21 protein-coding genes are annotated in these 19,946 nt (G+C 57.5%); 10 read left to right on the top strand and 11 right to left on the bottom strand.

The genetic code is table 11. The features are described 5' to 3' along the window. The 3 genes from ERD80_RS05110 to ERD80_RS05100 form a co-directional block, all read right to left on the bottom strand. A partial coding sequence (locus ERD80_RS05110) for an ABC transporter permease (RefSeq protein ID WP_136545985.1) occupies positions 1-585 on the bottom strand: 585 nt, incomplete at its 3' end. Between the two features lie 9 nt (positions 586-594). Continuing rightward, the gene (locus ERD80_RS05105; RefSeq protein WP_136545983.1) at positions 595-2,193 is read right to left on the bottom strand and encodes an ABC transporter substrate-binding protein; all 1,599 of its coding nucleotides are present in this window, start codon (positions 2,191-2,193) and stop codon (positions 595-597) included. Positions 2,194-2,214: 21 nt separating this feature from the next. Then, positions 2,215-3,495: a M20/M25/M40 family metallo-hydrolase gene (locus ERD80_RS05100; RefSeq protein ID WP_136545981.1), complete on the bottom strand. Its 1,281-nt coding sequence runs from the start codon at positions 3,493-3,495 to the stop codon at positions 2,215-2,217. A 79-nt stretch (positions 3,496-3,574) separates the two neighbouring features. On the opposite strand from ERD80_RS05100, the gene ERD80_RS05095 reads away from it, so the two are divergent. Beyond that, the gene (locus ERD80_RS05095) at positions 3,575-4,345 is read left to right on the top strand and encodes a GntR family transcriptional regulator (protein WP_136545979.1); all 771 of its coding nucleotides are present in this window, start codon (positions 3,575-3,577) and stop codon (positions 4,343-4,345) included. A gap of 128 nt (positions 4,346-4,473) precedes the next feature. Further along, the gene (locus ERD80_RS05090) at positions 4,474-4,935 is read left to right on the top strand and encodes an OsmC family protein (protein WP_104093520.1); all 462 of its coding nucleotides are present in this window, start codon (positions 4,474-4,476) and stop codon (positions 4,933-4,935) included. Here ERD80_RS05090 and ERD80_RS05085 read toward each other — a convergent pair whose 3' ends face one another. The 3 genes from ERD80_RS05085 to ERD80_RS05075 all read right to left on the bottom strand — a co-directional run bounded on the left by ERD80_RS05085 (position 4,936) and on the right by ERD80_RS05075 (position 9,252). Next, the gene (locus tag ERD80_RS05085) at positions 4,936-6,012 is read right to left on the bottom strand and encodes a diguanylate cyclase (protein ID WP_021508737.1); all 1,077 of its coding nucleotides are present in this window, start codon (positions 6,010-6,012) and stop codon (positions 4,936-4,938) included. It abuts the gene before it with no gap. A gap of 173 nt (positions 6,013-6,185) precedes the next feature. Then, a complete protein-coding gene (locus ERD80_RS05080; RefSeq protein WP_136545977.1) occupies positions 6,186-8,021 on the bottom strand; it encodes a methyl-accepting chemotaxis protein in 1,836 nt (611 codons plus the stop codon). A gap of 181 nt (positions 8,022-8,202) precedes the next feature. Further along, complete coding sequence (locus ERD80_RS05075; RefSeq protein WP_136545975.1) at positions 8,203-9,252, bottom strand: NAD(P)-dependent alcohol dehydrogenase; 1,050 nt, start codon at positions 9,250-9,252, stop codon at positions 8,203-8,205. 108 nt (positions 9,253-9,360) lie between these two features. Here ERD80_RS05075 and ERD80_RS05070 point away from each other — a divergent pair, with 108 nt between their 5' ends. Beyond that, positions 9,361-9,789 (top strand): helix-turn-helix domain-containing protein, encoded by a 429-nt coding sequence (locus ERD80_RS05070; RefSeq protein WP_125310262.1) that lies wholly within the window; start codon positions 9,361-9,363, stop codon positions 9,787-9,789. A gap of 86 nt (positions 9,790-9,875) precedes the next feature. Here the strand turns inward: ERD80_RS05070 and ERD80_RS05065 are convergent, their stop codons facing one another. Then, positions 9,876-10,697, bottom strand: coding sequence for a Cof-type HAD-IIB family hydrolase (locus tag ERD80_RS05065; protein ID WP_136545987.1), 822 nt, complete (start codon positions 10,695-10,697; stop codon positions 9,876-9,878). Between the two features lie 135 nt (positions 10,698-10,832). Continuing rightward, entirely contained in the window at positions 10,833-11,471 is a 639-nt protein-coding gene (locus ERD80_RS05060) for a TetR family transcriptional regulator (RefSeq protein WP_125310264.1), read from the bottom strand. Between the two features lie 93 nt (positions 11,472-11,564). Between ERD80_RS05060 and ERD80_RS05055 the strand changes: the two genes are divergently transcribed. Together ERD80_RS05055 and ERD80_RS05050 are read left to right on the top strand one after the other, a co-directional pair. Continuing rightward, positions 11,565-12,245, top strand: a complete 681-nt coding sequence (locus tag ERD80_RS05055; protein ID WP_088517579.1) for an O-methyltransferase — start codon at positions 11,565-11,567, stop codon at positions 12,243-12,245. 57 nt (positions 12,246-12,302) lie between these two features. Beyond that, positions 12,303-12,536 (top strand): hypothetical protein, encoded by a 234-nt coding sequence (locus ERD80_RS05050; RefSeq protein ID WP_136545973.1) that lies wholly within the window; start codon positions 12,303-12,305, stop codon positions 12,534-12,536. Positions 12,537-12,577: 41 nt separating this feature from the next. On the opposite strand, the gene zigA is transcribed toward ERD80_RS05050, so the two are convergent. The 3 genes from zigA to ERD80_RS05035 form a co-directional block, all read right to left on the bottom strand. Next, a complete protein-coding gene (zigA, locus tag ERD80_RS05045) occupies positions 12,578-13,795 on the bottom strand; it encodes a zinc metallochaperone GTPase ZigA (RefSeq protein WP_136545971.1) in 1,218 nt (405 codons plus the stop codon). A gap of 159 nt (positions 13,796-13,954) precedes the next feature. Beyond that, complete coding sequence (locus tag ERD80_RS05040; protein ID WP_021508746.1) at positions 13,955-15,061, bottom strand: ABC transporter substrate-binding protein; 1,107 nt, start codon at positions 15,059-15,061, stop codon at positions 13,955-13,957. A 150-nt stretch (positions 15,062-15,211) separates the two neighbouring features. Then, a complete protein-coding gene (locus tag ERD80_RS05035) occupies positions 15,212-15,964 on the bottom strand; it encodes an IclR family transcriptional regulator (RefSeq protein ID WP_010615761.1) in 753 nt (250 codons plus the stop codon). 382 nt (positions 15,965-16,346) lie between these two features. Here ERD80_RS05035 and ERD80_RS05030 point away from each other — a divergent pair, with 382 nt between their 5' ends. From ERD80_RS05030 to ERD80_RS05010, 5 genes are all read left to right on the top strand, one after another. Further along, positions 16,347-16,739 carry a RidA family protein gene (locus ERD80_RS05030; protein ID WP_021508748.1) on the top strand — a complete coding sequence of 131 codons (393 nt, stop codon included), beginning with the start codon at positions 16,347-16,349 and terminating at the stop codon, positions 16,737-16,739. 193 nt (positions 16,740-16,932) lie between these two features. After that, positions 16,933-17,769 carry a transporter substrate-binding domain-containing protein gene (locus ERD80_RS05025; protein ID WP_021508749.1) on the top strand — a complete coding sequence of 279 codons (837 nt, stop codon included), beginning with the start codon at positions 16,933-16,935 and terminating at the stop codon, positions 17,767-17,769. 53 nt (positions 17,770-17,822) lie between these two features. After that, positions 17,823-18,560, top strand: a complete 738-nt coding sequence (locus tag ERD80_RS05020; RefSeq protein ID WP_021508750.1) for an amino acid ABC transporter permease — start codon at positions 17,823-17,825, stop codon at positions 18,558-18,560. Then, complete coding sequence (locus ERD80_RS05015) at positions 18,557-19,201, top strand: amino acid ABC transporter permease (RefSeq protein WP_021508751.1); 645 nt, start codon at positions 18,557-18,559, stop codon at positions 19,199-19,201. The genes ERD80_RS05020 and ERD80_RS05015 overlap by 4 nt, the downstream gene beginning before the upstream one ends. After that, positions 19,198-19,935 (top strand): amino acid ABC transporter ATP-binding protein, encoded by a 738-nt coding sequence (locus ERD80_RS05010; protein WP_021508752.1) that lies wholly within the window; start codon positions 19,198-19,200, stop codon positions 19,933-19,935. Before ERD80_RS05015 ends, ERD80_RS05010 begins: the two co-directional genes overlap by 4 nt. The last annotated feature ends 11 nt before the right edge of the window (positions 19,936-19,946 follow it).

Raw genomic sequence — 19,946 nt, 5'->3', positions numbered from 1 at the left:
TGCCACCAGAATCAGCGCAACGGTGATCGACGGCAGAATCAGATGCTGAATACCGCTGATAAAATTTTCGCTGAGCGGCACATAGCCGGTGGCGGGCAGAATCTGCCAGACATCGGCAAACAGCAGCAGCACCAGCGTGGCGGTGACGAATTCCGGAAACGAGATGCCCATGTAGGAGATCACACTGACCAGCACATCGGCGGTCTTACCGCGCCGCACGGCCGCCCAGATGCCGAGCGGAATGGCGATTACCAGCATCAGTAACAGAGCGCACAGCGCCAGCAGCAGCGAGCGCGACAGCGCCGTCAGCAGCGTTGGCCCGACGGCCAGGCCATTGCGCATCGACACGCCAAAGTTGCCCTGCAACGCCTGTGTCAGCCAGTGCCAGTATTGCAGCCAGGCGGGCGCATCCAGCCCAAGCCGCGCCCGCACCGCCGCCAGCGCTTCCGGCGTGGCGTTTTGTCCCAGCAGCGTAACCGCGGCATCGGCGGGCAGCAGCTGAGTGATGCCGAACACCAGCAGCGACACCACCAGCAGCGTGTAAATCATCAGCAGCAGGCGTTTAAGCAGGTAACTTGCTGTCACGGTCGCTCCTTACAGGCTGCGCTTTGGCGCGTTAGCAGTCAGCCAGACATGATCGAGGCGGAACACCGCACCGCGCGGATGCAGATGATAGCCCGCCACGTGCTCACGGCTGGCAGCCAGTAAATCAAAGAAGGTCGGGATTAACGAGGGCACCTCGTCGTGCATCAGCTGCTGGGCTTTGCCGTACAGCTGGCTGCGCAGCGTTTCGTCATTGGTTTCACGCGCCGCCATCACCGCACCGTCGAAAGCCGCATTGTTCCAGCGCGTTTCGTTCCACGCCGCTGTTGAGGTATAGAGCAGAGAAAACACCGCATCTGGCGTCGGCTGCATATTGTAAAAGCCGACGTAGAAATTGCCCTTCTTCCACACCTGATCGAGATAGGTGCTGTGCGCCATGGTCTGCACATTGATGCGGAAACCGCCCGGTTTCGCCATCTCCCGCAGGGCAATCCCCAGCTGGGTGCGGGTTGACGGCTTGTCTGAGGCAATAAGCGTTAAGTCCAGCCCATTCGGATAACCGGCCTCCGCCAGCAGCGCTTTGGCCTTGCTGTAGTCCAGCGCTTTTTGCGTCAGCTGCGCGTAATACGGATAAGCGGCGTTGATCGGCGTGTCGTTACCCGGCGATCCCAGCCCGTCTGCGACAAAATCCACCGATGCCTGGCGGTCCACGCATAACGCCAGCGCCTGGCGGACGCGCACATCATTAAACGGCTTTTGATCGCAGCCCATGTTAACGTTAAGAAACTGACCGGATGCCACGCGCAGCGGCAGCACGCCCGCCGATTTGGCTAAGCGGGCAAACTCGCTCGACTGCGCACTCAGCATCAGATCGGTATCGCCGGCAATCAGCGCGGAGCTTTCAGCGATAGCGTCGGGATACACCACCACTTCCACGCCATCCAGATACGGCCGCGTGGCGTCGTAATAGTGCGGGTTGCGTTTCACCACGATTTTGCGTTCCGGATCGTAAGACACCAGCTGGAACGGCCCGGCCCCCAGCGAGGCGCTACTCAGCTTGTCGTACTGCCCCTGCGCGATATGCGCCGGGATGATTTTGGCATCCGGATAGGCCAGCATCACCGGCAGATCGGCATAAGGCGCCTCGGTCTCAATCAGGATGGTGTTGTTGTCTTTAGCGCTTACCGTTTTAATCGGGCCGATGTTGTGCAGCGCCGGTGAGGCGTTTTTCGGGTCCAGCAGCGCCTGCAGGCTGGCGACCACATCCGCTGCGGTGAGCGGCGAACCGTCGCTGAAGCGCAGATCGGGCCGCAGCGTGAAGGTCCACTGGGTTAAGTCGTCGTTCGGCTGCCAGGACTGCGCCAGGTCGGCTTCCGCTTTCATCGCCTGCGTCAGGCGGGTTAAGCCGCTGTACAGCAGTTCCGCCACCAGATACTCCGGATTGACGCGCACCTGGTGTGGATTGAGTACGCTGACCGCCTGGTCAACACTGATGCGCAATACGCCACCTTTACGCGGCGTGCCGCCCGGGGTCGCGCTGGCAACGGCGGCAGCCGAGGCACTGAATGACCAGGGCAGCAGCGCCGCTCCGGTCAGGGCGGTTGAACTGGCGATAAACTGTCTGCGGTTTAACCCTTTCATGGCGCACATCTTCTGTTCCTCGTTGGTTTATTAATTACCCTGGGTTGGCTGAAAATCATTGGCGAGATACGCCAGAATCGACTGCGAAAGTGCAATAACATCTGCCATCGTGGTGTATTCATCGGCGGCATGAATGCGGTTATCGGGACGGGCAAGTCCGCCCAGCAGAATTTCCTGAATGCCGGCCTGCTGTACCCAGCCCATATCCGAGCTGGTGGCGGATCCCCAGGCTTTGAATTCTGCTGGCGGGAAGCCGAAGCCCTGGCTGAGCGCCGCCTGCCAGCGCGGCCAGTGCGGACCGGTGGGATCGGCGACTGGTGCCAGATGGCCAATCAGCTGCAGCGTGACGTCGCTGGCGGCGCTGCCCTGCATCGCCTTATCCACGCACTGCGTCAGCTCCTGCCACACGTCGGCAAAGGGCTCTTCCGGCGCATAACGGCGATTAACCAGCAGCTCGAAGCGTTCCGGAACGGTGGAGCCTTTACTGCCGCCGTGCGCGGCGGCCAGCGTGAGTAAAGCGGTGAGCGGCTGGCCCTGATAGTGCGGCGGCGCGGGCATAGCCGAAACCCGCTGTTCCACCTCGCCTTTCAGCTGATACAGCGCATTCATCAACGGAAGCGCAGCCTCAATGGCATTGATACCCTGCAGCGGATCGCCGGAGTGCGCCGAGCGGCCGCTGACGATAATTTTGATATCGATACTGCCAAAGCAACCGGCCCAGATACGCGGCACCGCGCCGCCGTTGAAGCTGAGCAGGTGACCGTGGAATAACTGCTGCTCCGCCAGATAACGAATACCGGGATAAAGGCCACCCTCTTCATCGGTACAGAGTAAAAACACCGGGTTATAGCGCAGGTGGAGCTGATAGCGCTGCGCGGCCCGCACCGCAGCCAGCGCGGCCACGATGGTGCCTTTCATATCCGCGGCGCCGCGTCCAAACAGCTTGTTTTCCGCCACGCTGAGCGCCAGCGGCGGAAAGCGCCAGCCATCGCCGGCCGGAACCGTATCGGTGTGAAAGTAGAGATTGCAGTTTTCAGCCGCACCGGCATCCAGCGCGGCCAGCAGATTCACCCGCTCGCCCTGCGCGCTGCCGTCCGGCGTCTGCCACAGCGCGTCGGGCACCGAAACGCGCTGCAAATCAAAATGCATCGGCTGCAGCATCGTGCTCAGCAGATCGGCGAATGCTGCGTAACCCAGTCCGGGCGGGAAGCAGGTATCCACCGCCAGCATGCGTTGCAGATCGTCAAGAATCTGCGCCTGATCGTCGGCGATATGGGTCAGAGCGCGCTGTAGTGATGAATTTTCCTGCATAAACTGTTCACTTATTGTATTTCTATATAGTTTATAGATAATGCAAATGAACAGCTGGGGTCAATCGGTAATCGGAAACATGCAAAAAAACTATGACGCGCACGACGTTCCTCAATTCAGTCGCCTGAACGAAGGCGAAGGCGCTCCGCTGTACGAAGTAGTGAAGCGCCATATCAGTGAATCCATCCTGCAGGGCGAACTGCCGGCGGGCACCATTCTGCCCAGCGAAAACAGTCTGGCGGCGAAGTTCGGTGTCTCGGTCGGTACGGTGCGCAAGGCGCTGGCGGCGCTCACGACGGAAGGGATGCTGATGCGCCGGCGCAAAACCGGCACGGTGGTGACCGGCTGGGCGCCGCTGCATAACCTCAGCCATTTCTTTCACTATTTTCGTCTGCATGACAAAGCGGGCGGTTTGCTGCAGTCGGAGACGCGACTGCTGGAGTATCAGCACAGCCGCGCCAGCGCCGACGAGGCCGATAAGCTGCAGATCGCGGCGGGTGACGCAGTGATCCGCCTGAAGCGCCTGCGCCGGGTGAAAGGGATTGCGGCCATGCATGAAACGCTGGTGTTGCCCGCCGCACGTCTGCCTGACTTTCCGCCGGCAGAACAGCTGCCGCAGTTGCTGTATCGCTACCTGTTTGAACATTATGACGTGCGCGTTGCGGCGGTGCGCGAGCAGATCAGCGCCACGCTCGCCACGGAAGAAGATGCCAGCCTGCTGGAACTTGCTCTGCCACACGCGGTGATGGTGATCGATGAGATCTCTTTTGATCAAAGCGCCACGCCGGTGATTCTTGCGCATCACCGTTTCAGCACTGAACACTTTATGTATGTCAATGAGATACGCTGATTACATGGATGTTTTACTGTAAGGTGTTAAGATGCGCATCGACGCGCACCTGATTAATTTGCACGAAAACGCAGCGAACGTTGTGAATAACAACCGCTGAGATGACCTCACTGAACAGGACATTTCCCATGGCAGCACGGCAGCACCATTACCAGATTCACCTTCGCTGGAGCGGCAATCGCGGCGATGGCACAGCTTCTTATACCGCTTACGATCGTGACAGCGAATTACAGGCACCCGGTAAACCGCCCATTTTGCTGAGTGCCGATCCGGCATTTCGTGGGGATAAAACGCGCTGGAATCCTGAGGAATTGCTGCTGGCGTCTGCGGCGGCCTGCCATAAGCTGTGGTATTTACACCTGTGCGCCGATGCCGGCATTGTGGTGGAGGAGTATGAAGATGCTGCCGAAGGGAACATGGTCGAGGGGGCGCGTGGCCGCTTTACCGATATCACGCTGAAGCCGCGCATCAAACTGCGCGACCCAGCGGATGCCGATCGCGCGCGGGCATTGCATCATCAGGCACACGAAGCCTGCTTCATCGCTAACTCGCTGAATTTTCCGGTAAACTGCGATCCTGAATTTTTCTGATTATGATGCGCGGGCCAGCGGCGTTTGCCACAGCCGCACGCCGTTGCGCCCGGCGCGCTTCACTTCATACAGCGCTTCATCCGCATGGCGCAGCCAGTCGCTTAACGATTCGGCGCTGACCGCAGGCGCAATACCGATACTGACCGAGCAGCGAAACTCTGCCGAGGCCGGCAAGCGCAGCTGGGCAATCTTCTCTTTTAGCCTTTCGGCCAGTTCCACCACCGACTCATCGCTGGCCTGATGCACGATGACACCCAGCTCATCGCCGCCAAAGCGCGCCGGAATGTCCTGCAGCCCGACATAGTTGCGCAGCAGCGCCGAGATCTCGGCCAGCAGAAAATCGCCCGCCTCATGGCCCCAGCTATCATTGACCACTTTGAAGTGATCGACATCCAGCAACAGCAGATAGCCGCTGCTATCGCCGCGCCGCGTGCTGAGAAACTCACTCTCCAGCCGCCGCTCAAACAGGCGCCGGTTAGGGATTTTCAGGCCGGGATCCATCAGTGCGATGCGCTCCAGTTCACGGTTGCGGGTGCGTAAATGCCAGGTGAGATTGTAGGAAGCCACGCTGAGTACCAGCATGTAACAGGTGGCCAGCGGCAACGTTAGCCAGACGGTTTGCGTGCTGAACGCCAGATGTACGCTGGTGCCATCCAGCAGCCACACCATAATAAACCCGCACAAAAATGCCTGTATGGCGGCAATCAGCTGCGCGCCGCCGCCAGCGGCATAGCGATCCGATGCCAGCACCGCCATGATGACAAAAGAGGGCATCGGGCTTAACGCCATCAGCGCCACCCAGATTCCGCCAAAGGCGGCATCCAGCGTCAGATTCTGGCGTTCGGTACCGGTTGAGTCTTCGGCACGAAGCGCACGCTGATACGCCAGCCATGGCCAGAAAAAGGCGTTCACAAACAGCAGCGCGCTGAATGCCAGTCCGCGCTGCATTTCCAGTAACACCGAGAGAATCGGAAAGAAACAGAGGATCGTGCCGAGCTGACGCATGATGAACATACGACGAACGAAGCGTTTTGACCGACGCTTCAAATGGTTTTCATCAGGCGAGTAGTAATTCATTCACGGGAAAATTCAGGTCGACAAAATGGCAGTGTATCGGGAAAAAGTCGCCCTGCGGCGACTTTTTTTAAGAATTTTCGCCTTGCACATTGGCGACAAGCAAATAAGAAGCGCTTTGCCGCCAATAGCAGCAGCGGCCAGCGGGTAAAGTTCGCTGCCGCTGCGCGTGTTTCTTAGTTCACTGCGCCTTGCAAACGGAACTGGCTGACCAGCCGCTGCAGCATGAATGCCTGCTCTTCCAGCGCCTGTGCGGAATGGGATGACGCGCTGACCAGCGACGCATTTTGCTGGGTGGTACCGTCCAGCTCACCTACCGCGCGCGCGATTTGCTCAATGCCGCGGCTCTGCTCATCAGAAGCAGCCGCGATCTCCGCCATGATTTCATTTACGCGTGCGATGCTACTGACAATCTGCTCCATCGTTTCACCCGCGCGCGCTACCTGCTGATGGCCGTTACTGATACGCCCTACCGATTCGCCAATCAGTCGCTCAATATCTTTCGCCGCTCCGGCACTGCGCTGTGCCAGATTACGCACTTCGCTGGCGACCACGGCAAAGCCTCGCCCCTGCTCGCCGGCGCGGGCGGCTTCAACCGCCGCGTTGAGCGCCAGGATATTGGTCTGGAAGGCGATGCTGTTGATCACCGCAGTAATCTCGGCAATTTTCTTAGAACTATCAGAGATCTCGCCCATGGTGCTGACGACGTTGTGCACCGCGATACCGCCCTGACTGGCGTTATGCGTCGCTTCTGCCGCGATCTGGCTGGCGAGACGCGCATTGCTGGCATTATTTTTCACCGTGGCGGTCAACTGCTCCATGCTGGCGGCGGTTTCCACCACCGCAGCCGATTGCTGGGCGGTGCGCGACGACAACTCCAGATTGCCCTGATGTATGGTGCTGGCTGCCTGCGACACATTGCTGACGCTGTGCAGCACCTCGCCAATTATGCCGCGCAGCCGCGCATTCATGCGTCCCATGGCAGAGGTGAGCTGGCCGAGCTCGTCCTGGCGATTAGTGACAAACTGCGAGCTGAGGTCGCCGCTGGCAATGCGTTCCGCCAGCGCGAGGTTGTGGAACACCGGGCGCGTAATCTGCCGGATAATGGTCCAGGCCACCAGCACGCCCAGCACTATCGCCAGGCTGCCAATCAGCAGCGATAGCGCCGCTGACCCGTTAGCCAGTTCGTCGTTACGCGCCTTAACCAGGGCGATGATCTGTTTGATCGCCGCGCTGCTGTTATCGCCCGCCACTTTGACCGTGTTTTCCGCGCCGCGCAGCTGGCCGTAAACCGCTGCCGCCTGCAGGCTCAGATCTTTAAAACGTTCGGTATCCTGCCATAGCGCGTTAAATCCGCCCTGCTGCTCCGCCGGTAGCTGAGTCAGTAGCGTGTTCATGTCCTGCCCGGCGCGCTGAAAATCATGTTCCAGTTTATTGCGCAGTGCCTCGCTGACGTTGAAGCGCAGCGCCCAGGCCTCTTCGCGCACATTACTGATAGCAAACAGCAGCTGATAAATCTGGTTGGTGACTTCGGGTGAGCTGACGGGGGTCCGGATTAGCCCGGTATAGCGCGACGTCATGTCCTGCTGGCTCAGCGCATCCAGCTGGCTGCGCAGATCGTTGAGCTGTCGGGTTGTCTGTGTCATGGCGGTGATGCTGTGCTGGAAACGGGCAAGATGGCTGGCGACATCGTTGAGCAACCCTCTGGCGTCCGCCGTCCACGGCAACTGCTGGGCCTGCTGCGTCAGTTGCTGAGCGTGCGTGACGTAATCCGTCATGGTGTCGCCCGCTTTGTCCTCGCCATACAGATATTTAAGACGATTGATTTTGGCCTGAAAGACTTCAATGTTGATGTCATAAATCAGATTGGTTTTCTGATAGATGTCGTGAATCTGATTGAATCGTTGCACGCTGAGCGTTGTGGCCAGCGCCACCAGCAGCAGGACGATGCCGAAGCCCGCCGCCAGTTTGCGCGTGATGCGCACATTCCGTAATCGGGAGACCAGTCCCATGTCTCGCTCCTGTCATTGTTGTTTTTGTTGAGTTTGCAGAAGGGGTTATCGGACCGTACCGGGAATTGTTTACTGTTGCGGGACGAAAATGTGCTGTGTCATTAAAGCGGTACAGACAGAGAAGCCTATTCATAGCAAAGCCGGCGATTTCAGCCTGAAATCGCCGGCCATGGCTGGGCAATTACCAGCGAGTTGCCAGCATATCAATGACGAAACGGTACTTCACCTCGCCCTTCAACATACGCGCGAAGGCCGTTTCGATCTCTTCACCGGCGATCAGCTCAATATCTGCCGTGATGTTATGCTCGCCGCAGAAATCCAGCATCTCCTGGGTCTCTTTGATGCTACCGATGGATGAACCGCTGATGCTCAGACGGCGAAACACCAGCGGCGTGACGTTCGGCGACTGATGCGGTTGGTCAGGAATGCCGACCAGCACCAGACGGCCATTGGTCTTCAGCGTCGCGAGGTAAGGATCGAGATCGTGCGGTGCCGCCACGCAGTCAATGATGAAATCAAGCGAGGTCTGGCATGCCGCCATCTGCGCGGCATCACGCGACACCACCACGCGCGTCGCACCAAGACGACGTGCGTCAGCGCCTTTTTCCGGCGAGGTAGTAAACAGGGTAACCTCAGCGCCCAGCGCGCTGGCCAGTTTTACCGCCATATGGCCCAAACCACCCAGCCCCACCACCCCGACGTTATCGCCGGCTTTGACGCCAAAATGGCGCAGCGGTGACCACACCGTTACGCCCGCACACAGCAGCGGTGCCACGCCCGCCAGCGCCAGATTGTGCGGAATCGACACGACGAAATGCTGATCGACCACCACATTCTGCGCATAGCCGCCCCAGGTGCTGTCGCCGGTGTATTTATCGATGCCGTTGTAAGTGGCGGTGAAGCCCGCTTCGCAGTACTGCTCTTCCTGCTGCTGGCAGAAGTGGCAGGCACGGCAGGAATCCACCATCACGCCCACACCGACCACATCACCGGCTTTGAAGCGCGTAACCTGAGTTCCGGTCTCCAGCACGCGTCCAACGATCTCGTGGCCCGGCACCAGCGGATAACGACTGACCGCCCACTCATTGCGTGCCATGTGCAAATCGGAATGGCATACGCCGCAGTAAAGAATTTCAATTTTTACGTCCTGCTGCTGCAGCGGACGCAAAGTAATCTGGCCGGCAGCGAGCGGTTGCGCTGCATCCTGTGCCACCAGTGCGTTAATTTTCATGATGCCTTCCTCAAATTCTGATGTGGGCTGAATGAAGGCGGCAGACTATAATCAACGCGGTGCAGAATTGATAGTAGTCACCATTTGGTGACCATAAAGGAGAGTGCGATGCCAGCCTGGGTTGATGGCAAACTGGTTTTCTATGCGGATTCGCCACCGCGCCGTCTGATGGATCTGTTTTCGGTGAAATGGAGCACGATGGTGCTGCACGCGTTGTATCACTGGCCGGGACAGCGCGCCCGTACCGGTGAACTGCAGCGTAGCCTGCAGGGGATTTCGAAAAAAATGCTGTTTCAGACACTGAAAGAGCTGGAGCAGCGCGGCTTAATTGCACGTCAGGTCTACGAAGTGATTCCACCGAAAGTGGATTACCGGCTGACCGCGCTGGGGATGACCTTCGCCCGGCCAATTGAGCAGATGTATCAGTGGGGATTAGAAAACCAGGCGGCACTGGATGAGATGGAAGCTAACCTTCGCGCGGCAGGCGGCGCGCCGGCGGAAAACGCCCGCCCTGCAGCGTCATCCGCCAGTGAATAACCACGCGCGGGTCGCATACTGTTCGTCGCGGCGCGATTTATCCCACACTAAATAGCGCCGCGGTTCGTGGATCGATCCGGTGACCGTTAACCAAACGGCGTTTCGCGTGCCAGCAGACGGGCGATGACGTTGAGAGCGCCCTCGTCGTTATTACTTTCCGTCCGATAACGCGCGACGGCTGCCACCGGTGCAGCGGCGTTGGCCATGGCAAAGCTGTAACAGGCCTGGCGCAGCATTTCGATATCGTTGGCGCTGTCGCCAATCGCCAGCACTTCACAATCATCAATGCCCCACTTCTCCTGCAGCAGCGCGATGCCGTGCGCCTTATGACAGCCGGGAATGATTAAATCGACAAAGCCAAATCCGCTGGAGACCGGATGCATGATGTTTTCAATCGCGTTCAGTTCGCTGTGCAGACGTGCCAGCAGCGCCTCGACACCTTCGTGTGCCAGATTCAGCGAAAACTTGAAAATGGTATCGTCGATATCGTACAGGCTGTCGCGCTTCTCCAGCCGGCGATAGTGATTGGCCAGCATGGCGACCACCTCATCCGGCATTGTCTTGTGCACATAAGCGCCGTTGCGACCGCACACCACGGTGCTGATCTCCGGTTCTTTGGCGAGGATATCCAGCACCTGATGAACACGCTCCGGCGCCAGCTCGCCGCAGAAAATTTCTTCGTTGCTGTCGGACACCCAGGCACCGTTTTCAGCCACGAAGGCGATCTCATCTTTGATAGCGGGAAAATAGTGCTGCAACTGATAATACTGATTGCCGCTGGCGACCACGAAACGGATGCCTTTCTCCTTCAGCAGCGCGTACTGGCGCGCAAAACGCTGCGCGTTGTACTGCTTATTGTCATCGAGAAATGTCCCATCCATATCCACCGCAATCATTTTTACTGCCATCATGCTCTCCCGTCTCTGTGTGCCGTCAATCCATCCGGCTTTACCAAGGTTTTATCAAGCTTACTCGCGGTGTGGATTAATGAGAATGTGAATAATGAGTTTGTTAACCGCTTTCAGAGATTTCCAGCCCATTTTTTACTGCAATTCGGCCCCTTTTTCTCTGATCCAGGCACAGAACATGTCTGCCATATCGCGTGCGTAAGCCTTAATTTCTGCTGCGCTGCGCGGCGATTCGGAAAAATGCTTGCCGACGTCACCCAGCGTACTGTTGATTAAATCCGCCGCCCGCGCCACCTCAGCCGCGTCCCGCTGCGGCAGCAGCTGTTGCAGAAATTCGCACATCACATTCTCGCCATTGGCGCGCGCGGCCTGCACTTCCGGCGCATCCCGGTAAAGCGGCGCGGCATCATTCAGTGCGGTGCGCATCGCCGCCTCTTCACACTCCGAGTTGAGGAACGCCCAGGTCAGCTGATGCAAGCGCTGACGCGGCGTAGATGCGCTGTCGCGCAGAATCGAACCCAGCAGATCGCCGGTTCGCTGCCACTCTTCGCTCTGCAGACGGAAAAGGATAGCGGCCTTGTTGGGAAAATACTGGTACAGCGATCCAATACTGACGCCCGCCCGTTCGGCCACGCGGGCAGTGGTAAAGCGCGTGGCACCTTCCTGCTCCAGAACCTGAGTCGCCGCCTGCAAAATGGCTGCTACCAGCTCACTGGATCGCGCCTGCTGCGGCTTTTTTCTTTCAGAAATCTTAGCGTTACGTTGTGCGGCCATCGTCTGCTCCTGAACGCGAATAGTGAAATGCGAGTAATTCATCGTATTCTGTTCCTGACGCAAAATCCACTTTCTGATGCAGGAACCCCGATGATGAACACCCTGACTTCCGCGCCGCTGGCGCCGCTGCTTAACTATCTGTTTGAGCTGGCGGATAACATGGCGCATCCCACCAATGAAGCGTTTCGCGTGATGTCCGATGAGGAGCAAACACGTCTGCTACAGAGCAAAACCGATTACCGCGAACTTTACGGTCATTTAAAAGATGTGCCGCTGGCGGTTTCAAGGGAAACCGGCAAACTGCTGTATATGCTGGCGCGCAGCAGCCGGGCGCAGCATATCGTTGAGTTTGGTACTTCGTTTGGTCTCTCCACCCTGCACCTGGCGGCGGCGGTGCGCGATAACGGCGGCGGTCGCATCATCACCAGCGAGTTTGAACCGGGCAAAGTGGCGCTGGCGCGCAATCATTTTGCCGATGCTGGCGTCAGTGACCTGATTGAAATTCGCGTGGGCGATGCGCTGGACACGCTGAGTCAGGACCTGCCAGCCAGCGTTGATATGCTGGTGCTGGATGGCGCGAAGGCGATCTATCCGGAGATCTTGCAGCTGGTGCAGCCCTGGTTGCGTCCGGGTGCCCTGATTGTGGCCGATGATGCCGATTTCAGCCCGGAGTATCTGGAAATGGTCCATGGCAGCCGCCTCTATACCTCGCTGCCGTTTGCTGATGGCGTCGAAGTTTCAATGTGGCTGGGATCGCCACATCAAGGCGCTTAACAGCGTCACGTTTATGTTATATCGTTACAATCCCGTGCTCTGATTGAGGTTGCTGCGATGAAGGTTACCGTTCCACTGTTAGTGATTGCTTTTGCTTCGGCGAAAGCGGGAGCATTTCAGGCGAAAATCGATCCATTGAAGCTGGCGCTGAAACCGGCTAACGCACTTGCCAGCACCGATCAGGCGCAGCCGCTGGCGATTGCCGAAGCGCATGCGCGCCTGGCGGCGACGGTGAGCGGCTGTCAGTGTCCGTTCTGCACCCAGATGCGGCTGGTGAATACCGGGTTATGATGATAGGTTCGTCGCCGCACAGCCCGCTGCGCGGCGACGCATCAGTCAAACCATGGCTGGAACGGATCCGGCAACTGTGCCCAGCCGTCTGGCCCCAGCGCCATCTCCTCATCGGTCAGTAACGCATAGTGCAGCTGCTGACGCAGCACGGTTTCATCCATATCAATACCGATGATCACCAGCTCCTGCCGCGCATCTCCCGTGCCTTCATGCCAGTTTTCGCGGATGTAATGCAGCGTGTCTGCGTCCTGCGGCCAGCGATCTTCAGGCACGCAGGCCCACCACATCCCGGCCAGCCCCTGCCGCGTGACGCCGCCGGCCTGCGACCAGGATCCGGCGTGACGCGGGCGGGTTGCCAGCCAGAAATATCCTTTCGACCGCACCACGCCCTGCATGTGCTGCGTAATCACCTGATAAAAACGCTGCGGATGGAAGGGACGACGCGCGCGGAAAACAAAGCTGCGGATGCCGTACTCTTCAGTTTCAGGCGTGTGCTCGCCGCGCAACTCTTTCAGCCAGCCGGGGGCCTGTGCCGCAGCATCGAAGTCAAACAGGCCGGTATTAAGCACCTGATCAAGCGCCACCTGACCAAACTGCGCGCGAATAATCCGCGCACGGGGATTGAGTGAGTGCAGAATCGCGGTCAACCGTGCCTGCTCCGCCGCATCAATCAGGTCGGTTTTGTTGAGAATCAGCACATCGCAAAATTCAATCTGATCGATCAGCAAATCGACCACCGTGTGCTCATCCTCCTCGCCAAGCGATTCGCCGCGCGAGCGGACGCTTTCACTGGAATCATAGTCACGCAGGAAATTGTAGCCATCCACCACGGTCACCATCGTATCCAGCGCCGCGACGGCGGACAGGCTTTGCCCCTCTTCATCGGCAAACGTAAAGGTTTCCGCCACCGGCAGCGGCTCAGAGATGCCGGTCGATTCAATCACCAGATGATCAAAACGCCCCTCTTTTGCCAGCCGGTTGACCTCCAGCAGCAGATCTTCGCGCAGCGTGCAGCAGATGCAGCCGTTGCTCATTTCCACCAGCTTCTCGTCGGTACGTGACAACGCCGCCCCGCCCTCGCGCACCAGCGCGGCATCAATATTCACTTCCGACATATCGTTGACGATCACCGCCACGCGGCGGCCTTCGCGGTTGTTGAGAATATGGTTAAGCAAAGTGGTTTTTCCGGCGCCGAGAAAGCCAGAGAGTACGGTGACCGGCAGCCGCCTGAAGCCGCCGTTTGTGGATAAAGCTGACATAATCTCTCCTGAATAATGACATCACGCGCACCTGAAGGGGTGCTGATATTAATATGTTATAACATAACAATATGCAGTGTCATGATCGTCGTGCACTTTTTGTGGGGATTTTGCCTTTCAGGGAAAGCGAACAGCGGGCCGGGCGCCCGCTGCGGGCAATTACTGGTTGTCCGGATAGCTCAGTTCGATGGCATCGTCCGGCAGTTGAGTGAAGGTCTTCACGAGGGTATGGAAATCCGCCACCGGTTTGAGATCGGCAAACTGCTGCGGATAGAGATCCTTCGCGAGGATTTCCATGCCGATAATGTTGTACGGGTGATTGTAGAAGTGATGATACACCCCATACACGCGCCCCTGCTTCACCGGCGCGATTTGCGCCAGGCCGGTACGCTGCAATAACGTCTGGAACGTGGCACGTACTTCCTGCGGCTGCACGCCGTAACCAAACGGCAGCACGTTGCTGTTTGGCCGCTTTGAACCGGTCATGATGTAAACATCCGGTTTCATGGCGATGATTTTTTCCAGCGCGACAAAGCCGGCATTGCCTGGCAGCAGTGCCGAACCAATATTTTTGCCGCCGACCGCTTCTACCAGCCCACCCCAGCCATTATGGCTGTGGGTAAAGCAGCAGTTATCGCTGTTACCGGCAATGGGTTCGATAAATACCGTGGGTTTGTTTTTGACCTTCGCAACGGCTTGCGTGATGCGGTCGAAGCGCTGCTGGTAAAAATCGGTGTAGGCTTTGGCTTCGCTTTCGCGGTTCAGCACTTTGCCCAGCAGCGTGACGCTCGGGGCGGTGTTTTGTGCCGGATGCAGTTCATAATCGACGAACAGCACCGGGATGTGCAGGTTGTTCAGCGTGCTCAGCACGCCGGATTGTTCCAGCGCCGGCTTAGCGCGCAGCTGCGCAATCATCAGATCCGGTTTCTGCGCCAGCACGCTTTCCAGATTAACCTGGCCCTGATCGCTGAAACCCATATCGACAATTTTTGTCGCTTCAGGCCAGCGGCGCTTTAGCATATCCCAGGTTTGCGTATCCTGCTTTTTCGGCAGATTGTTCCAGGCCACGACACGTTTAAACGGATTGTCGCGATCGAGCAGCGCCAGCGTCAACACATCGCGGCCATCCTGCAGAATGATGTGCTGCGGTTCTTTGCTGATTGTTTGCGTGTGACCATCCATGTCGGTGACGGTGAGCGGATAGTCAGTCGCGCAGGCTGCGGTTGAGACCAGAATCCCCATTGCCAGTAACAGGCGCGTTTTCATGCCAAAACTCCGTGGTAAAAGAAATAGTTATTATTATCAATTACCTTAACACAACCTTAATCACGGCAAAATAAACCCGACGGCACGCGGTTGTAAGCGAATAATACGGCGCCGGGAGCCCGCCGCATTCCGCTGTGGCGAAGCAACGGCTCAGGTGAAATCAGACAATTTTTGCCCGGACGCGATCAGCTCCTGCAACAGCATCTGTCGGCGTTCCGCCGGGGTATCACGGCTGACCATAAAGCAGATCGCCGCAACCGCCTGGCCGCTGCGCGAGCGAATCGGTGCAGCCATACAGCAGGTAAAGCTTTCGGACAGACCTTCGGTCATGCAGTAGCCCAGCTGGCCGGCACGGTGAATCTCTTCAAGGAAGGTCTGCTTATCGAGAATCTGACCGCTGGCCAGCCGATAATCCTCCTCCGGAATCAGGTCGAGAATGGCGCTGTCCGACCAGTTACTCAGCAGCAAACGACCGGTCGCCGTCCAGGTGATTGGCACGCGCACACCGATATCAGAGGTGATCTTGAACGGATGGGCGTTGCTCTCCGACAGCACCACGGTGTATTTGTTACCTTCCAGCATACACAGCTGCACGGTTTCGCCATGACGCGCCACGATCTCAACCATAAGCTGATGTGCACGACGGATCAGATCATTGTGGGCCATGTAATCCGCACCGTAATAGTGCATTTCACGACCGAAAAACACGGCACCTTCCGCATCAAGCTCAACCAGACCCGCTTCACTCAGCAAACTGACCAGCTCATAAATACTGGAGCGCGGTGCACCGGTCGCTTCGATTAAATCCCGCATCGCCATAGGCTGACGCGCGATATGCAGCTGGCGAAAAATATCAATAACCCGGTCAACACCGCGTGCCCGGGACGTTTTTTCATCCGGCATACGCTCACTCCCCTGTCGTTATGGTGCTACTCATCTGCGTTTAAAAAGAGCTGCATGATACACCCGGCAAACGAAATTACCCATCCCCGCAATAATAAAAATCTTTCCGGCGAATTTATTTATCATGCGCTATTTTCGGGCCCCATTGTGGCGCATAAAAAGGATGGGACTCGCTGTTAAATTCGATAGCGGTCACATTTCCATTCAAAAAAAATCACGCACTGGATTTTATTTTGCGATCGCACCAGCACGGCAAAAAATTAATTGCCGATTGGCATATTGCAAAAAAGCAACAGCTGTGCAAATCTCGTCCTATCCGGTATTGCAGATAGCAGTCTGGTATATCAGACAGAAACGGTAGTGTGCAAAGGAGCAGAAAGACATGACGATCAAACGTTATGGCATTGAGGGCGGTACCGGTACCGGCGGGCAAAAATTGCCGTTCGCCCGCGCCGTTGAGGCCGATGGCTGGCTGTATATCTCAGGCCAGACGCCGATGCGCGACGGCGAAGTGGTAGAGGGCGGCATCATCGAACAGACACAGTTAGCGTTCGACAACTGCCTCACCATCATGCGCGAAGCGGGTTATCGCGTGGAGGATGTGGTCCATGTGACGGCGGTGTTGACCGACGCGCGTTATTTCAGTTCTTTCAACAAAGTATTCAGTGAGATATTCAGTGGTCATCCACCGGCGCGTATTTGTAGCGTGCAGGATTTAGTGGTCGACTGCAAAGTCGAAGTGGACATGAAATGTTTCCGCGCCGACCGTAAATAAGTAATACCGTTCAACCAGGCTGCGATGTTCATTTTCTTCGCCAACACCAGGCCAGCCTGATATTAATTAACGCATTTGCTTTTTCAAAAAAATAACCCGAAATACGCGGTGCGGCCGCTGCGCTGGCGATCGTCTATTAAACGGGTGATGCGGAATAACGCCGTCTCGTCAAACATTTAAAGAGAGCATAAAGATGAATGCAACATCGCTGAAATTAAGTGCCAAAACCGTGGCCGGTGCGCTGGTCTTGCTGGCGATAGCAGGCTGTACGCCGACTGAAGAGAAAAAAGAGGCTGGCGCTGCGCCACAGTCGGCGCTGCAAACCGTGCTGCAGCGCGGCACATTGCGCGTCGGTGACTGCCTGAGCTTCGCACCGTTCGGTTTTTATGACAAAGACGGCAATCCGGATGGTTACGACGTTGACCTGGCGAAAGCGCTGGCCAAAGAGATGGGCGTGAAGCTGGAAATGGTCAACACCACCAGCGCCAACCGCATCCCTAACCTGCAAACCAATAAAGTCGATGTGGTGTTTTGTAACTTCACCCGCAATCTGGAACGCGCCAAAGAGATTGGCTTCACCCATCCGTACGTAGTGGCCAGTGAGGCAATGCTGGTGCGCAAAAACAGCGGCATTCAGTCTGCGCATGACATGGCCGGCAAAACCATTGCCACGGTGAAAGGCTCGACCAATGGCGACGAAGTGCGCAACCTCGGCATCGACGTGAAAATTCAGGAGTACGACTCATCCCAGGCGGCGATTCTGGCCGTCAAACAGGGCCAGGCCGATGCGATGATCGAGGATAACAACTTCCTCGCTTACCAGGCGAAGCTCGATCCGTCACTGGCCGTGACCAACGAAGCGCTGGTACCACTGGAGTACAACGCCTTTGGGGTGAAACAGGGCGACCAGGTATGGACCAATTACCTCAACGAATTCCTGTTTGAAATCAACGCATCCGGTGAGAACGCCCAGCTGTATGAGAAATGGTTCGGCAGCAAACCGCGTTATCCGCTGAATCCGCAATACTGATTGTCCGCCCACGGCGCAGTCGCACAGGCTGCGCCGCCTGAAGGAGTCATACCATGAGTTATCAATGGCTAACCCTGTGGCGTTACGCCGACACCTTTCTGGAGGCCGCGTGGCTCACGCTGCAGGTTACCCTGCTGGCGTTCGCGCTGGCGGTGGCGCTCGGTCTGCTGGCCGCGCTGGCGAAATCTTCACCGCTGGCGCCGCTGCGCTGGATCAGCCACTGTTATGTTGAATTCATCCGCAATACGCCGGTGCTGCTGCAAATCTTTATCATCTTTTTTGGCCTGCCGTCGCTCGGTATCACCATGAGCGCCTTTACCGCCGGGGTGCTGGCACTGGGGATTAACGTTGGTGCCTATTTGTCAGAAACCTTTCGCGCCGGTATTCAGTCCGTGGCGAAGGGGCAGCTGGAAGCGGCATATATCCTCGGCATTCCGCGTCACCAGATTTTTCTCAGCGTGGTGCTGCCGCAGGCGGCTCGCGCCGTCTGGCCGGCGATCATCAATAACCTGATTCAGCTGCTGCTCGGTACGTCGCTACTCTCGGCAATCGCCCTTCCGGAGCTGACCGGTACCGCCACGGTAATTAACGCGCGCACCCTGCTTTATATCCAGACTTTCAGCGTCGTTGCCCTGGTGTATCTGGTGCTAAGCAACCTGTTTTCATGGCTTGGCACCGTGGCCGGACGCCGGCTGTTCCACCCGCCGCTGGTGACGCCGGTAAAAAAGTCCGGCTGGCGGTGGGCAAAAAAATGGCTGATTAATCCAGTGAAACGGGAGAATGCGTTATGAGCGAACTTATCATTAGCTCGCTGCCAATCCTGCTGAAAGGGCTGGTCATCACCTTACTGCTGTCCATCGCCGCTATCGCCGGCAGCACCCTGCTCGGTTTACTGGCCGCGGTGCTTCGCACCAGCCGTCTGCCGATCGCCAGAGAGATTGCCGTGCTGTACACCGAGCTGTTTCGCGGCACGCCGGTGCTGATCACCCTGATGTTCATTTACTTCGGTGTGGCCTATTTTGGTTATGAAATCAATCTGTTCGCCGCCGGCATTCTGGGCCTGAGCATTTATCAGGGCGCTTACATTGCTGAAGTGTTCCGGGCCGGCATTGAAGCCGTGCCGAAAGGGCAGTGGGAAGTGTCGTGGATCCTCGGATTATCAAAACGCCAGACGTTTCTCAGCGTAGTGCTGCCACAAACGCGCGGCATCGTACTGCCGCCGCTGGTGGGCCAGTATCTTTCGCTAATCAAAGATACGTCGATTGTCAGCATGATCGGCATGTCGGAGCTGATGCACCAGGGGCAGGCGATTGTCGATCGCATTGGCCAGCCGGTGGTGGTTTACGGCCTGGTCGCCCTGCTCTACTTCGCTGTCTGCTTTCCGCTTTCCCGTTGGGTTCAACATCATCAAACCAGGAGCCAGTTATCATGAGCAAATCCGCCATTACGCTGAGCCGTATTACCAAATCCTTTGGCGCAACTCAGGTACTGAAAGAGATCAGCCTGGACGTGTCGCCGGGCGAAGTGCTGGTGCTGATTGGCGCCTCCGGCTCGGGAAAAAGTACCGTGCTGCGCATTATGAGTGGTCTGGAAACCGCCGACGGCGGCGAAATCTGGGTCAATGAAGTACCGCTGCACGACCGTAAACGCAGCAGCGAAATTTGCGGCCACGTCGGCATGGTGTTTCAGCAGTTCAACCTGTTCCCGCATAAAACCGCACTCGGCAACGTGACGCTGGCGCTGATCAAAGCACAGAAGCTGTCCGAAGCGGAAGCGAACAAACGCGGCATGGCGGCGCTGACGCGCGTTGGCCTGGCGGAGCGCGCGCATCACTATCCGGCTCAGCTGTCCGGCGGGCAGCAACAGCGTGTGGCGATTGCCCGCGCGCTGGCGGTCGAGCCGAAAATCATGTTCTTCGATGAAGCCACCTCCGCGCTCGATCCCGAACTGGTTGGTGAAGTGATGGAAGTGATGCGCAGTCTGGCACGGGAAGGCATGACCATGGTGGTGGTGACGCATGAGATGGGCTTTGCGCGTAAAACCGCCGATCGCGTGGTGTTTATGGACCAGGGGGTGATCGCCGAACAGGGTTCGCCGGAGCAGATTTTTGTTAATCCGCAGAATCCGCGTACCCAGCAGTTTTTGTCGCGCGTGCTTGAACACTAACAGGAGGCAGG

Source organism: Pantoea sp. R102 (assembly GCF_004916815.1).
Lineage (GTDB): Bacteria > Pseudomonadota > Gammaproteobacteria > Enterobacterales > Enterobacteriaceae > Pantoea > Pantoea dispersa.
The sequence above is the reverse complement of the archived record's forward strand: the minus strand, read 5'-3'. Positions and strand labels throughout refer to the sequence as shown.

Bases quoted from the DNA above. Each gene is read 5' to 3' on its own strand.
- ERD80_RS05105 (WP_136545983.1), bottom strand. From the start codon at position 2,193: ATGTGCGCCATGAAAGGGTTAAACCGCAGACAGTTTATCGCCAGTTCA.
- ERD80_RS05100 (WP_136545981.1), bottom strand. From the start codon at position 3,495: ATGCAGGAAAATTCATCACTACAGCGCGCTCTGACCCATATCGCCGAC.
- ERD80_RS05095 (WP_136545979.1), top strand. From the start codon at position 3,575: ATGCAAAAAAACTATGACGCGCACGACGTTCCTCAATTCAGTCGCCTG.
- ERD80_RS05090 (WP_104093520.1), top strand. From the start codon at position 4,474: ATGGCAGCACGGCAGCACCATTACCAGATTCACCTTCGCTGGAGCGGC.
- ERD80_RS05085 (WP_021508737.1), bottom strand. From the start codon at position 6,012: ATGAATTACTACTCGCCTGATGAAAACCATTTGAAGCGTCGGTCAAAA.
- ERD80_RS05080 (WP_136545977.1), bottom strand. From the start codon at position 8,021: ATGGGACTGGTCTCCCGATTACGGAATGTGCGCATCACGCGCAAACTG.
- ERD80_RS05075 (WP_136545975.1), bottom strand. From the start codon at position 9,252: ATGAAAATTAACGCACTGGTGGCACAGGATGCAGCGCAACCGCTCGCT.
- ERD80_RS05070 (WP_125310262.1), top strand. From the start codon at position 9,361: ATGCCAGCCTGGGTTGATGGCAAACTGGTTTTCTATGCGGATTCGCCA.
- ERD80_RS05065 (WP_136545987.1), bottom strand. From the start codon at position 10,697: ATGGCAGTAAAAATGATTGCGGTGGATATGGATGGGACATTTCTCGAT.
- ERD80_RS05060 (WP_125310264.1), bottom strand. From the start codon at position 11,471: ATGGCCGCACAACGTAACGCTAAGATTTCTGAAAGAAAAAAGCCGCAG.
- ERD80_RS05055 (WP_088517579.1), top strand. From the start codon at position 11,565: ATGAACACCCTGACTTCCGCGCCGCTGGCGCCGCTGCTTAACTATCTG.
- ERD80_RS05050 (WP_136545973.1), top strand. From the start codon at position 12,303: ATGAAGGTTACCGTTCCACTGTTAGTGATTGCTTTTGCTTCGGCGAAA.
- zigA (WP_136545971.1), bottom strand. From the start codon at position 13,795: ATGTCAGCTTTATCCACAAACGGCGGCTTCAGGCGGCTGCCGGTCACC.
- ERD80_RS05040 (WP_021508746.1), bottom strand. From the start codon at position 15,061: ATGAAAACGCGCCTGTTACTGGCAATGGGGATTCTGGTCTCAACCGCA.
- ERD80_RS05035 (WP_010615761.1), bottom strand. From the start codon at position 15,964: ATGCCGGATGAAAAAACGTCCCGGGCACGCGGTGTTGACCGGGTTATT.
- ERD80_RS05030 (WP_021508748.1), top strand. From the start codon at position 16,347: ATGACGATCAAACGTTATGGCATTGAGGGCGGTACCGGTACCGGCGGG.
- ERD80_RS05025 (WP_021508749.1), top strand. From the start codon at position 16,933: ATGAATGCAACATCGCTGAAATTAAGTGCCAAAACCGTGGCCGGTGCG.
- ERD80_RS05020 (WP_021508750.1), top strand. From the start codon at position 17,823: ATGAGTTATCAATGGCTAACCCTGTGGCGTTACGCCGACACCTTTCTG.
- ERD80_RS05015 (WP_021508751.1), top strand. From the start codon at position 18,557: ATGAGCGAACTTATCATTAGCTCGCTGCCAATCCTGCTGAAAGGGCTG.
- ERD80_RS05010 (WP_021508752.1), top strand. From the start codon at position 19,198: ATGAGCAAATCCGCCATTACGCTGAGCCGTATTACCAAATCCTTTGGC.